We start from the raw sequence: 13226 nt of genomic DNA, 5'->3' as shown, positions 1-13226 counted from the left end.
CCACGCCCCCGCTCTGCCGCTACCGATCACCAGGCATCGGGTCACCGACGCACGTGAACATCATCTGTGGTGTGGGGGACGATCTCAACAAGGCCTTGAGAAACCAGACACCGGGCCCTGTTGGAACGGCTGCGCCTACTCCGTCATCCCTTGAGGGGTCTCGCTGACTGACTTGCCCGCCGCCCTCGTGTTACGCGTCAACCCGCCGACTTCACAGAAGCAGCCACGAACCTGCCCCATGCCTCAGCTGCCACGGCGACATGAGGCCCTTCAGGCCGCTTGGAATCCCGTATCAGTAGACCAGCTGGTACGACGGCGGCTTCTAGGCACTCCGTCGTATTTCCGCCGCTGTAGGACGACTTGAACCATGGACGCTCGGGGGTGAGTTGGGGGACCGGCATTCAAAGCTCCTGGCGGATTCGATGGATCATGGAAGAGGAAGCCTCCATGTCCAACGCTTGTGCGCGCAGGTACTCGAACGCAAGTCGGTAGCGCTCTAGTTCTTCCTCCTTCTCCAGGAAGAGGGAACCGGTGTGGAAGTCCACGTACACGACGTCGAGGGCGGGTTCTTTGCCTCCGAAGGTCACGAAGCTTCCAAGGGCAGCGGCATGTGCTCCCTTGGCAAACGGCAGCACTTGAAGCGTGATGTGAGGAGACTCGTTTGCTTCGAGTAGCCGACCGAGCTGCTCATTCATCGTCGCTGGTGAGCCGACGACCCGCCGGATCACCGACTCGTCGAGGATTGCCCACAGGCGAGGAGGCTTCGGGCGCCTGAGGATCTCCTGCCGCTTCATGCGAATGTTCACGAGCCGCTCGATCTCCTCAGGCTCCAGGGGCACCTCGTTGGCCTTCTGAAGCGCCGTGTTGTAGGCCCGCGTTTGCAGGAGCCCGGGGACGTAAACGCAGGAGAAGTGATCTTCGTGAACTGCCTCGTCCTCAAGGGTGAGGAGGAGGTTCATGCTCTCCGGGATGGAGTCGGCGAAAGAGCTCCACCAGCCCTGCTGCTTGGCGTCCTTGGCGAGATCAACGACGGCCCTTCGCTCTGCATCTGTTGCCCCGTACTCGCGGCACAACGCCTCGACCACGATCCACCGGACTGGCCCGGCTTGAGTCTCATACCGGCTGACCGTTGCCTTGGATACACCCACCAGTCGCCCTGCATCCTCAAGGGTCAATCCCTTCCGGGCGCGCAACTTGCGCATCATCGCGCCCAGTTGGCGGCGTCGTGTCGTGGTGCGTACGGACATGCGGCTCCTTCAGGCTGGCCCGGGCGCCGGCCCGGAGACCTGCTCAGGCTAGGCAGCGTGAAAGCCCATTCACCATCAGATTCACTCGATGGGTTCTCGTGAGAAGTTACATAGTGAGAGTTCTCTGTGCCATGCTCGCCCCTCAGGCCGCTACGTAATGCATCCGTACGGACACGGAGGGTGCAGAAAGTGCGTGGCTTGGTAGGGAGGAATCACCATGCTCGGCTGTGAAGTCACCGAACCCCGACCCCGCTTCGTCCTGCCTTTCGAGGCGGTGCCGACGGAAGTCCGCCTGTTGCGGCGAGCTGCCGTCGCACAGCTCACCCAGTGGGGGATGCCCATCGCAGCCGACGAAGTGGCACTGCTGGTCACGGAGTTGGCTACCAACGTCATCAAACATGTCGGCGAAGGTGCGGCGGCGACGTTGATCCTTGAGTGGCGGAGCGAACGGCTGCGCGTGGAAGTCCACGACAAGAGCCGAGCTGTTCCGTCGCTCAGCGCTGAGGGCTGCCACGAGGAGTGCGGTCGCGGTCTTCACCTGCTCGGGGGCTTGGCGGTGGACTGGGGGACGGTGCTGATGGCGGCAGGCAAGGCCGTCTGGTGCGAGATCCTGCTTGACCGGAGTGGCGCGTGCCAGCGAATCGAGAGGGCCGTTGAGGTGCTGGAGAGCTATCAAGGCGTCAGCGGTGGAGCTGTCCTGCGGGGTGCGAAGAAGGATGCGGGCCTGGAGGAATCGGCGGTTGAGTTGATCGCCGACCTGCTGCACTGGACTACGGCTCGCGGCCATGATCCGGACGACATTCTCGATCGTGCGCAGATGCACTATGAGGCCGAAGCGGATGCGGCTTAGCCGGCACGGGGCTGACCTGCTGAGGCGATGCCCGTCGGCAAGGGCGACAGGCATCGCTCCCCATATGTGCGATCTCGTTGCTGATCAGTAGGTCGAAGCCTGGAAGCCCGGGCCTCAGTTCACTCACCATTGCGAAAGGGCACAGCTTGGGCATACCGATGCGAGATGCTCGCAAATCGCCCCGGCAAGCGCACGGACAGGCCCGACGGGTACGGCATTGCCGATCGGCCGGGCGATGTCGAGCTTGCTGCTGTACCGCTGGCTGACCGTCTGCTCGCTTGCCCCTGGCCTCACGGTGCCCCTGCCCGAGTCGACAGGGCCGCTTGCAGGAGTGCGGCGGCATCGTCAGGTGCTCCGTGCTGGTGGAGCTGGGTCGCTGCCCGCATCACGTCGGGGTCGGGATTGTCTCGTCCGTAGATGTGGATCAATGTGCCTGCCAGTTCGTCGAGTTGGCTTTCCCGCAAGACGTACACGAGGGTCGCCGCCTCTGCCGGGCTGAGCACTTCTGCGGAGTGGCGCAGCAGGGCCAGGGCCCCGTCTTGCCGGCCGCCGTTCTGGAGGGCTTCGGCCTGGCGGGCGACACTCAGTGCGGCCCTCTTCTCGGGATTGCTCTGCTGCCGGTCCCCCCTCGGAGGGGGGACCGGCAGCAGAGCCGCGTCACGTCGCGCAGTCAGACGCGATCGCTGGCCGGCCCGAATGGCACGCCACGCGGTGGTCTTGAGTGCGCGCCCCTCTCGTGCCTTCAGCGTCTGCACCTCGCGCTTCAAGGCCGCAGCCTCCTCCCGTAGGGCTGCGGCCTCCTCCTTCATGGTGCCGAGTTCGGCCTGGATGTTGTTGAGTTCATCGGAGCTTTCGCTGGCCTGCTGCCGCAACGCCGCCGCCTCACCGCGCAACCTCGCGCAGTCGCCGCATTGCTGCTCGGCGGTGGCTGCGGAGTGCAGCTCTTCTAGATCGGCGAGCGTGATGCCTGCCTTTTCCACGCCACCCGCGTCATCGCTCGCGGCAGCGTGAAGAACCCTGACGATCGTTATGTTCGGCAGGTACTCGGCGCTGAGGAATCTGGACAGTGACGTATCACTGGTGTGCAGCCGGTCGGCTGCCTGCTTCTGCGTGGGGGCGCTGCCGTTGGGTTCCAAGGCCAGGAGGCGGCAGAGCTTCTGCAGTTCGGCAGCAAGCGCGCGTTTCCCTGGTGGAACGTCACTGCCGAACTCCTTCACCGTCCAGCAGTAAGGAGCGTGGCTTCCTTTTGCTCGTGGCATATCATTCACTTCGCTTTCCGGGTCATGTGTAGCGAATTAGCTCAAATCGGCCTGCTATTGACGGGCTTTGTCGACATCGTGGCCATGTCGGGCGCAGGATGGGTCAATTGTGCACGACGGAGGACGAGTTGTGTTCTTGCTACCTGTTGCGCAAGTGTTCCAATGGGGACTGGCTTTCGGTTCTCGGTGGGACACTGTGGTTAGCCGCTCGTGGAGCGGGGGGTGGCCAAGACGCTTGTGTCGCTGCGTGAGTTACGCATGCGCACATACTGCGCCTTTGCCGAGATGCGTGCGATTCGACATCAGGAGTGACAAATGGCGCTGCCGTCCTGGCGGGACGCGAATATGGGAAGCATGGCTCGGGCTGCGCTGTGGCTGGTGCAGGAAGTGGGGGAAGGCAAGATCTTCACGAAGACCGATCTGCGCGAGGCGTTCCCGGACGTCTCCCAGATTGACCGGCGCATGCGTGACTTGCGTGATCATGACTGGAAGATCTCGACGAGCCGTGAAGACCCCACGCTCCGCCAGCAGGAGCAGCGGTTCGTGGCCCAGGGGGCGGAGGTGTGGATCCCTGGAAAGTCGAAGGCGCCGAAGCACAAGGCGAGCCTTACGGCCGCTCAGCGCGCCAAGGTGATGGACGAGGACGGTTACCTCTGCCGTACGTGTGGCATCGCAGCCGGTGAGACCTACGAGGAGGGAATCGAGCAGGCGGTGCTCAACGTGGCCCGCCGCCAGGTGATCCAGCCTGACGGAGACATCGCCTACCAGCTGGTCACCGAGTGCAAGCGGTGCGGTGTGGGCAGCTCGGGCCGGCAGGCCGACCTCGGGCGGGTCTTGGAGCAGGCAGCTGCCCTGTCGCCCATGGAGCAGCGGGTGCTCGGCGCCTGGATCGGCGCGGACCGGCGTTCCCTGAGTCCGCTGGACAGGCTCTGGGGGCAGTACCGGACTCTTCCGGAGGCCTCCCGCAAGGCCGTGGCTGACGTGCTCGACGGCGCGAACGACTAGACAGGACGGAACGGACATGATGCGAGAACTTCCGGCTCCGCCGCGAGCGGACGAACTGAGCGAACTGATCAAGAAGAAGGTCGCGGAGGCGCAGACGGCAGGCGGTACCCGCGAGACGGTGACCGTTGACTGGAACGAGCAGAAGGCGCACGTCGACGTGATCGACCTGCCCCTCAGCAAGCTCTACTTCAACCCCAGTACGCACCGTATCCGGGCCCAGCGGAGCCACGACGCCGCAAAGGACGCGGAGCTGGACCAGAACCCGTGGAGCGCGGAGAGCCAGGACTACCTTCGCTTCCTGCTCCAGGCCTCGCCGACCGATACCAATCTGCGCGACGTCGAGTTCGACGCCCTCAAGGACAGCCTCGAAGAGTTCGGCCAGAACGACCCCGGGCTGGTCACCCATCAGGGCATCGTGGTCAACGGCAACACCCGGGCAGCCGCCCTGCAACTGCTTGGCGTGCAGTCGATGCGCGTGGGCGTGCTGCCCGAGTCGTTCACCTGGGCGGACATCAACGCCGTGGAGCTGTCTTTGCAGCTCCGCCGGGATCACCGGCGTGACTACTCCTATATCAACCGCATCATCGCCATGGAGGAACAGGCGGCCCTGGGGCGCACGCCCGAGCAGATCGCCAAGGAGTTCCGGATCCAGGTCCGGACGTACCACCAGGAACGCTGGATCCTCGCCACGATCCGCGAGCTGATCAAGCGCAGCCAGGACGCCGGCGGCGGCGGACTCCGGCTGGTCGACTGGGAAGGCGCTCAGGAGCGCCTCAAGGAACTCCAGCGCTTGTATGTGAAGTTGGAGACCCTTGACCGTGACCAGGCGGACATTCTCAAGGAACTGCGTCTGGCCGCCATCCTGCTCAACTTCTCCAAGACCGACGTGCGGCACATCAATGAGGACTTCCTCAAGGAGGGGCTGGAGCAGAAGCTGCTTTCCGCTGGTCCGGCGCTTGAGGACCGGTCTGAGGCCAAGCCGACGGGTGTCATGATCCCGGGGCTCGGGGTAGAGGTCCCAGCCGCCTCCTCCGCGGTGGCTGACATGAAGGCACTCAACGACCGTCTGCTGCGTGCCGCTGCTGTCGTACGCAGTAGGAGCGAGGGCCCCGACCTCGGCAACGAGGCGAAGGAGCAGGCCCAGGGCGTTCTGGACGATGCGAAGAAGACCTTCGACGATGCCATTGAGGCCGCTGGCCGCAGTGCCCGGCTGCGCAAGCGCAAGCAGCTCGCGCCGGCCCGGCTCGCGGAGGCGTGCGCCAGCATCGACCAGTGCGTGAGCGACCTGGTGCAGGCACGTACCTCTCGCAGCCTCGACGAAGAGGCTTTCGATGACGCAGTGATCAAGCTCCGTGGCAGCCTGCTGAAGCTTGCCAAGCAGGCCGGCCGTGGTCTCCACGATCCGGGTGACGGCGTGGCCTGGCTGATGGACGCCGTCACCACGGAAGGTCGGCAGTGATGAACGAACGGAGTGAAACGTCTCTGCATCTGGGGTTTGACGAGACACACACGCGCGTCGTGCTCCGGACCACTGAGCACCATCAGCCGGACCTGGTCCAGCTGGCCGCCCGTTTCCGGACGGGCGGCCAGCTCGGCCTGCTCAGCGCCTCTGTCGCCCTTGATGACTTCCTGGCCAACCTGCAAGTCCTTGGCGACTGGCCCGACTCCAGCGGTGTGGATTGGTCCTCCGCCCTGAGGAAGCTGGCGACCGGCGTTCTCCAGGACGCGCGGACCGTGGAAACCAGGCTGGCGGGTACGGGGTCCGCCGGTGAAGTCGACGCGGACGATGTCCCGAGTCTGCTCGGCGACAACTGGAAAGGTGAGCTGAGCGCCTTCCAGCGCAGGGACATCGCGAAGCTGCTGTCCCTCCAGCACGGAGCCAACTTCAGCGTGCCCGGGGCCGGCAAGACGCGCGTCGCGCTCGCCGTGTACGCGGCTCAGAAGGCCGCCGGCCACGTGCAGCGGCTCCTGGTCGTCTGCCCGAAGTCGGCCTACGACTCGTGGCGTTTCGAGACGTCGGAGTGTCTGACGCACGCGCTGCGCGTCAACGTCCTGGACGGGTCGCTGGACCAATGGGCGGAGGTGCTCGTCGTCAACTACGAACGGCTGGACCGCTCGCTGTCAATGCTGACCGCCTGGCTGGCAGCCCAGCCCTCCATGATCATCCTTGATGAGGCGCACCGGATGAAGCTTGGATCCCGGGGCACCTACGGTGCCGCGTGCATGGCCCTCGGACCACACGCGGACCGGCGCCTGATCCTCACGGGTACGCCGGCTCCGAACGGTTCCAAGGACCTGGAGAACCTCTTGGGCTTCGTGTGGCCGGGGCACGGACAGCAGACCGTCGTGCGCGCCGTGGCTGGGGGAGACCTTCGGCACGCGAGTACGGTGCTGCGGCCGTTGTTCACGCGGACGACCAAGCAGGAACTCGGCCTGCCTCCTGTTGATCTGGGCATCCGTTACGTCGACATGCCGCCCCTGCATGATGAGATCTACACCTCCCTGGTCGGCGGGATGAGCAGCGGGGTGGCTAGGGAGGATCTCAGCGCGCTTGGCAAGACGGCTCTGCGGCTTCTGATGGCCGCGACGAGCCCGGCTCTGCTCCTGGAAGGAGCCACCAAGTACGAGCCGCTGGCTTACCAGTTGCCTCCACTGGAGATCCCTCCAGGCGGCTCCCTGTACTCGAAGCTGCAGAACCTCCCCGACCACGAGCTGTCACCGAAGTACAAGGAAGCCGTGGCGATCATCGCCGAGAATGCGGCGGCCGGACGTAAGACGCTGGTCTGGACGACGTTCGTCCGGAGCCTTACGACGCTGGAGCGGATGCTCGAGAAGTTCAGTCCGGCCGCGGTTTACGGAGGGACCCCCGACCGGGAGGAACAGATCCGGCGCTTCCGTGACGATCCAGCCTGTATGGTGCTCATCTCCAACCCGGCGACCCTTGGCGAGGGCATCAGCCTGCACCACCACTGCCATGACGCTGTCTACGTGGACCGTGACTTCATGGCTGGCCGGTTTCTGCAGAGCCTGGACCGTATCCATCGCCTTGGGCTTGCACCCGACACCGAGACGCGGGTGACGGTTCTCGCCGTACGCAACTCCATCGACGAGGTCGTGGCCGCGCGGCTGGAACAGAAGCTTGCGTTCATGGGGCAGATCCTGGATGACCCCACAGTCCAGCAGCTCGCAGACTTGGAGGAGGAGCCGTCAGTGGCGGCCGGCCTGGCGCCGAGCGACATCGAAGCGCTGCTGAGCCACCTGGGAGGCAACCGATAGGGGCTGCGTGCGGCGGACGCAGCACACTACGCTCGTCTTGTGTCCTCCGAAGCCGAATGGGCAGCCCCGGAAGGTTCCTGGGCTTCGTCCGCCGCACGCCGTCGCAACATGCAGGCGATCCGCAGCCGCGATACAAAACCGGAATGGCTGATCCGGCGTCTGGTGCACGCCCAAGGGCTCCGCTACCGGGTATCAGCACGCCCCCTGCCGGATCTTCGCCGGACGGCCGACTTGGTGTTCCGTCCGGCGAAGGTAGCGGTCTTCATTGACGGTTGCTACTGGCACGGATGCCCTGAACACTATGTGCCGCCGAGAACGAACTCCGGATATTGGTCGGAGAAGGTGGTACGTAATGTGAAGCGGGACCGGGACACGGATCAAAGGCTCAACGATGCGGGCTGGCTCGTGCTCCGCTTCTGGGAGCACGAGTCGTCAGTGGCTTGTGCCGACAAGATTACCGAGACGGTCCTCGCGCGTCGGGGTGTGAGCGGACCCCGCTGAAACCGAGAATTCCAATTGGTGTGGCACGTCATCAAGCGTGGCTGCACCTGAGGAGTCGACGTCATACTCGCTGAGAAGTTCGTCCCGGTGCTCTGGTCGCAGAACTGCAGCGATCGCGCGGCCGACAGCTTCAGCGACCGGCGGCGGAAAGGCATTGCCCACCTGCCGGTATTTTGCTGTCTTTTTCCCCTGGAATCGCCAGTCCCGTGGAAAACCCTGGATCATGGCAGCTTGTTCGACGGTGAGCATGGGGCCGTTCTCCCTGAACAAGTCCCGCTCTGGGTCGCATGTGTCCGGGTCGTTGGCCACCCCCATGGCGTCAACCCCCATGGCCTCCCAGGCCCTCTTCGCTCGCGTGGGTCCAAGGTCTGCGCCGCCATGTTTCCTGGACCCCCCCACCAAGGTGGGGGCTACACCGCGGTCGGCGGCTGCGGACTTCTGGGCGGCGTCAAGCCAGTCGTTGTAGACATCCTCCCCGGTCCGCTCGCCTGGCTTGGCCAGCTCACCCCACTTGTTCTTGTCCCAGTACTGGCGGCACCGTTCGCGCATGCTCCTTCGGAGAGTCTCAGCGACAGTGGCTTCGTCTCCCCTGATTCCCAGCGGCCAGCTGAATTCGTTGATGCCGGGCTTTGTGACATCTTCGCGGATCGCAACCAGGATGGCCCTGGGGCGCAACTGAGGGACGCCGAAATCTTTCGCGTCGAGTCGGCGCCACACCTTTCGCATCTCAAGGTCCTGAGCTGCTGGAGAAAGCGACGTGTCAATATCGGGGATTGTGTAGCCGGCGCGGCGCAATCGATCGAGGATGTTGGCTCGATATTCAATGAAAACCTCCGGCGGCTCAAGGATGCCCCGGACATTTTCAATCATGATTGCTTTGGGGGTGAGTTCTTCAATGATGCTCAATGCTGCTGGGAACAGGTCGCGCTCATCGTCTGCTCCCAGTCTTTTTCCGGCCAAAGAAAAGGGAGGACAAGGGACACCGCCTGCAAAGAGGTCGAGGGTCTTTCCTTTGAGATCAAGGGCCTTGTATGCGTCTGAGGTGAGAAAGTCGTTGACGTCCATCGGGCTGAGGGCCTTGGCCTTCTGAGGCGTCCAGCCGGGCCAGCGCCCGACGTTGGCCCGCAGGGTACTGACCGCGTGTTGGTCCCACTCGACAAGCGCCAAGTGGTCAAACCCGGCATTATGCAGCCCCACGGCTTGCCCACCGGCCCCCGCACAGATCTCGATCGAGGTCAGTGGCGGGGTGAACTGCGGTCGCTTCTGGCCGCTGGCAGGCATGCCGCTCCTTCTAGGGTCTAGCCATCGTGCTGAGGAGGGGCCGCGTCGTAGTCGGTCACTCCGAACCAAGAGTCTCGCACCTGCCGGACTGTCTGTACGCATCAGTAGGCGACCAGTCGGCAGAAGGCTGGCGAGACTAGCCCTCAGTTTGGCGCAGCGCACCGGATCGAGGGTGATTTCCAGAGGCGCGCAGAAATACGCCGGCCCTCTAGCCGTCCTTGCCCCGGTTGGTCCCGTGACACTCGCCGTATGAGCTCCCGGACCCACACCAACAAGCGCTCCCCCTCTGCGGCGGCCAAGCCACAGCCAACCCCCGCGCCGCCAGCGTCGTCGCGTACTGGGGCAGGAGTGTCGCGTCGTCCGGGGAGGCGCCCTCCGAGGCTGCGAAGGCCTCGTACGACGGAACCGTCCCCGTCACGATGCCAAGGTTCGGCGTGCCCGAGGACGCCAGCTCCCTCAGCGAGGCCTCTATGGTCGCGAGGTGTTCCTCGTGGGACGGGTATTCGGCCGTCAAGCCCGGGTACGCCGTGACCAGTTCGCTCAGTTCGTCCGCCGGCCAGTGGAGGACCGCTACCGGGAAGGGACGGGAGAGCGCTTCGCGGTAGGCGCCCAACTCCGCCCGGAGGCGGGAGATCTCGGCCTGGAGTTCTGCTGGGTTGTCCGAGCCCAGGGACCAGACGCGCTTGGGGTCGTGGAGTTCGTCCAGGGAGATCGAGGACGAGTGGAGGGTGTCCGCCACGGCGTCCCAGTTGTCGTGGGTCGCGCCCAGCATGCGGCGGACGCGGTGGCGGCCGAAGAGGAGGGGGCGGGTGGAGTACGGGGGCTCCGCCACATCCGTCAACAGCAAGGTCACGGCTGCCGTGAAGGTGTCCTGGGCCGCTTCGAGTTCGTCGTGGGATTCCAGGGCCTCGGCGACGATCACCCAGGGCGCCGGGTCCCGGGGGGCGGATGCGCGGACTCCCTCGATGATCGCTCGGGCCTCCGCCTCGTGGCCGTACTCCCAGAGGTTCGAGGCTTTCAGCGCTCGTACGAGATGGGGGTTGTCGAGAGGGGTGGACGACGACAGCAGACGGTCGTAGAGGGCTGTCGCGGTGGGGCGGTCGCCGGCCAGTTCCCGGTGGGCCGCGGCCTGCAGGAGCAGGTGCTCGGCGTCCTCCGGGTAGAGGTCGGCGGTCCGCTCCAGGCGTGCCGCTTCGGCGTTGTGGTCGACGTTCTCGGCAGGCGTGTCGGGGCGCATGGACGACACCGTACTGCCGATGGGGGAGGAAGGGGGATGGAGGTGGGGTGCGGGCGGAGGTGGGAGAGGTGGGAGGGGAGCAGGCCAGGGGCGCGCGGGCCGAGGGGGCTATCGCAGGGCCCGGGTGCCCTTTCAGGTCGAGGGGCCCTTTCCGGCCGGCGGGGGCTTTCGGTCCGCTCGGCCCGCGCGCCCGTTCCCTAGATCGTCACCCCGTCGATCTGCAGCGTCTGCACCGCCCCCGCCGCGAACGGCACCGCCACCGACTTGCCGCTCAGGAAGGTGTCCGAGTACGCGCGGTAGCGGTCGCTGCCGCCTGAGGTGTGGGTGTTCCAGCGGGGGACCAGGCCGTTCGTGCCGCCGGTGACCGTCGTGAAGTTCGAGAGGTTGAAGGTGAAGGTCTGGGCCGAGGTCGCGGTGTTGATCGCCACGATCACCAGGCGCTTCGCCGTCGCGTCGTACGCCGCCGCCGTGTAGCTGGAGCCCGCGTCCAGGATCGTCATTCCCGGGCGGATGTGACGGCTGAACTGTGCCATTACGTAGTACTTGGTCTGGATTGTTGTCGGTTGGAGGGTGTTCGCGTCGTACGCGATCATCGCCCAGCCCGCCGTCGGGTCCATCACCTGCCAGTAGACCCAGGCCGTGGGGTGCAGCCAGCGGAAGTCGTAGCAGAGGTTTCGGGCGAGGGTCCAGCCCGTGCCGTCGCTGTCGCCCGTCTCCGAGTTCCAGAGTTTCTTGCCGGAGGTGGTCACCACGTCCGTGTAGAGGAGGTCGCGACGGCCGCCCGCGCCCTGGTAGCCGTGTACGTTCACCTGGCTGACCAGGGATTTCGTCGACGATCCGAAGGCGCTCCAGGTCGAGCGGGCCGTGTCGTAGTTCGTCTCGTCGGAGGCGGCGATACGGATGGAGTTCAGACCGCGCTTGTCCAACTCGCTGCGCATGTACGGGAGTACGGCCGCCTGGACCGCCGGGTCCATGTGGCAGCCCTCCTGTGTGCCGGTCGCCGTCCACCACGATGCCGCCGGCTCGTTGAAGGGGTCGACCGTCGCGAAGTTCACGCCCCAGTTGTTCTTGGCGCGGAGGGCCACCGCCGCCAGGTGGGAGGCGTGCTGGCGGTAGTTCCAGGTCTGGAGGTTGTTGCCGCCGCCGGCCGCGCCCGAGGGGTTGTGGTTCGAACACATCCACCACATCGGGGAGTTGGCGAAGAGCTCGGTGGTCGCGCCCCGGGCCACGGCCTTCGTCAGGGCCGCGCGCTGGTTCGTGTCCGCCGTCCAGTCCCAGGCGGAGGAGTGCGGGTCCTCGTTGTTCCAGTCCTGCCAGAAGCCCTCGATCTGCTTGAACGCCGGGATGTTGGCCGACTCGACCATGGTCGAGCCCTCCACCGTGTTCCAGCTGCACGCGCCGAGGTTGTAGCGGGCGATGTTCATGCCCAGGCCGGGGAGGGCCGTGCCGTTGTACGTCGTCGTCTTCGTGGTGAACCACAGGTCGGCGAAGTCGTCCCGGGCGCCGAAGACGTTGGCCCACCAGGCGAGGGAGGTGCCCCAGCCCTCCCAGGTGCCGTACTTGGTGGCCGGGTTGACGGCGATGGTCGCGTCCGCGTGGGCGGTGCCCGTGCCGAGGGCGGTGCCCACGACGGCGCCGCCGGCCGCGGCCAGGAGAGCTCTGCGGCCGAAGGCCTTCGGGGGGCCTTCGGGCGTCGCGGTCTCCGCGGTCTCCGCGGTTGGTCTCGCCTGGTCGTCCTTGGGGTTGAGGGATGCAGACATGTCAGCTCCGGGGGTGCGGGTGCCGAGGGGAGGGGGAGATGGGGGAGGAGGTGGGGGTTGGGGGCCCGGCCACCTTCCGAACGGCTCACTACGGACAACGGCTCACTACGGACAACTGCTGAGTACGGGCAACTGCTCAGTGGGGACATCGGAAGAGTCAGGGGTGAGTGGTGAGGTTGTCGAGAGGTGTGACAGCGCTTTCTGCTATTTCTTTCAAGGGTTGTGAGAAGGGGAGAGGAAAGTCGTCCAGTGCCCAGGGACTGGGGGAGGCTGTGCTCGGCGCCGCTCGGATGAGAGCATGTGTGCGAGCACGTCAGAGAAGCACGTCAGAGAAGCACGTCAGAGAAGCGCGCCAGTGATGTATGCCTGAGAAGTACGCCTGACAAGGCAGAGACGCCGTGAGCAGTGGGAGGGGGAGCGCCGTGATCCGCAGTTGGGTCGGTCCGCGTCCCGCCGCGATGCTGTTGCTGCTCTTCTTCGAGGTCGCCGTCCTCGACGCCGGCACGCTCTCCGCCGCCGTCGCCTTCGCCGCGACCGCCGCGGCCGGCTCCGCGTTCGCCGCCTGTGCGCTGATCGCCTCGCGCTGCGCGCCCGTCGTACCCCGGACGCGCGTACGGACGGCCATACGGGACCGTGAGCGCCGTACGGCGTTCCTGCCCCAACGTGATCCCGACGCACGCGGCCGTACGCGGCCCCGGGCGCCCGGACGTGCCCTCCTGACGGCCACCGCGTAGGGCACGCTCCACCCCAGCCACTCACCTGACTGCACACGCGTGCCCTTTCCGCGGGCCGTCGCGCCATGCCCTGGTC

12 protein-coding genes are annotated in these 13226 nt (G+C 65.7%); 6 read left to right on the top strand and 6 right to left on the bottom strand.

Annotated features, from left to right (window positions below; translation table 11 throughout):
• Positions 1-197 precede the first annotated feature (197 nt).
• Positions 198-401 (bottom strand): DUF397 domain-containing protein, encoded by a 204-nt coding sequence (locus ABT147_RS23165; RefSeq protein ID WP_351409088.1) that lies wholly within the window; start codon positions 399-401, stop codon positions 198-200.
• The gene (locus ABT147_RS23160) at positions 402-1247 is read right to left on the bottom strand and encodes a helix-turn-helix domain-containing protein (RefSeq protein WP_351409085.1); all 846 of its coding nucleotides are present in this window, start codon (positions 1245-1247) and stop codon (positions 402-404) included.
• Between the two features lie 217 nt (positions 1248-1464).
• Here ABT147_RS23160 and ABT147_RS23155 point away from each other — a divergent pair, with 217 nt between their 5' ends.
• Positions 1465-2097, top strand: a complete 633-nt coding sequence (locus ABT147_RS23155; RefSeq protein ID WP_351409083.1) for an ATP-binding protein — start codon at positions 1465-1467, stop codon at positions 2095-2097.
• A gap of 290 nt (positions 2098-2387) precedes the next feature.
• Here ABT147_RS23155 and ABT147_RS23150 read toward each other — a convergent pair whose 3' ends face one another.
• Positions 2388-3314, bottom strand: a complete 927-nt coding sequence (locus ABT147_RS23150; RefSeq protein WP_351409081.1) for a hypothetical protein — start codon at positions 3312-3314, stop codon at positions 2388-2390.
• A gap of 357 nt (positions 3315-3671) precedes the next feature.
• Between ABT147_RS23150 and ABT147_RS23145 the strand changes: the two genes are divergently transcribed.
• From ABT147_RS23145 to ABT147_RS23130, 4 genes are read left to right on the top strand one after another with little or no spacing between them, the layout of a single operon-like run.
• Positions 3672-4361 carry a KpnI family restriction enzyme N-terminal domain-containing protein gene (locus ABT147_RS23145; RefSeq protein ID WP_351409079.1) on the top strand — a complete coding sequence of 230 codons (690 nt, stop codon included), beginning with the start codon at positions 3672-3674 and terminating at the stop codon, positions 4359-4361.
• 16 nt (positions 4362-4377) lie between these two features.
• On the top strand, positions 4378-5820 hold the full coding sequence (locus ABT147_RS23140) for a ParB N-terminal domain-containing protein (RefSeq protein ID WP_351409077.1): 1443 nt from the start codon (positions 4378-4380) through the stop codon (positions 5818-5820).
• Positions 5820-7637, top strand: coding sequence for a DEAD/DEAH box helicase (locus ABT147_RS23135; protein WP_351409075.1), 1818 nt, complete (start codon positions 5820-5822; stop codon positions 7635-7637). The genes ABT147_RS23140 and ABT147_RS23135 overlap by 1 nt, the downstream gene beginning before the upstream one ends.
• 39 nt (positions 7638-7676) lie before the next feature.
• A complete protein-coding gene (locus ABT147_RS23130; protein ID WP_351409073.1) occupies positions 7677-8138 on the top strand; it encodes a very short patch repair endonuclease in 462 nt (153 codons plus the stop codon).
• On the opposite strand, the gene ABT147_RS23125 is transcribed toward ABT147_RS23130, so the two are convergent.
• The 3 genes from ABT147_RS23125 to ABT147_RS23115 form a co-directional block, all read right to left on the bottom strand.
• Positions 8070-9419, bottom strand: coding sequence for a DNA cytosine methyltransferase (locus ABT147_RS23125; RefSeq protein ID WP_351409071.1), 1350 nt, complete (start codon positions 9417-9419; stop codon positions 8070-8072). The genes ABT147_RS23130 and ABT147_RS23125 overlap by 69 nt on opposite strands.
• Before the next feature lie 208 nt (positions 9420-9627).
• Complete coding sequence (locus ABT147_RS23120; RefSeq protein WP_351409069.1) at positions 9628-10656, bottom strand: SEC-C domain-containing protein; 1029 nt, start codon at positions 10654-10656, stop codon at positions 9628-9630.
• Between the two features lie 197 nt (positions 10657-10853).
• Positions 10854-12416 carry a glycoside hydrolase gene (locus ABT147_RS23115; protein WP_351409067.1) on the bottom strand — a complete coding sequence of 521 codons (1563 nt, stop codon included), beginning with the start codon at positions 12414-12416 and terminating at the stop codon, positions 10854-10856.
• Between the two features lie 422 nt (positions 12417-12838).
• Here ABT147_RS23115 and ABT147_RS23110 point away from each other — a divergent pair, with 422 nt between their 5' ends.
• Positions 12839-13150, top strand: a complete 312-nt coding sequence (locus tag ABT147_RS23110; RefSeq protein WP_351409064.1) for a DUF6412 domain-containing protein — start codon at positions 12839-12841, stop codon at positions 13148-13150.
• The last annotated feature ends 76 nt before the right edge of the window (positions 13151-13226 follow it).

The sequence above is a fragment of the Streptomyces sp. NPDC001868 genome (assembly GCF_040297125.1).
In the GTDB taxonomy this organism is placed as follows: Bacteria; Actinomycetota; Actinomycetes; order Streptomycetales; family Streptomycetaceae; genus Streptomyces.
The sequence above is the reverse complement of the archived record's forward strand: the minus strand, read 5'-3'. Positions and strand labels throughout refer to the sequence as shown.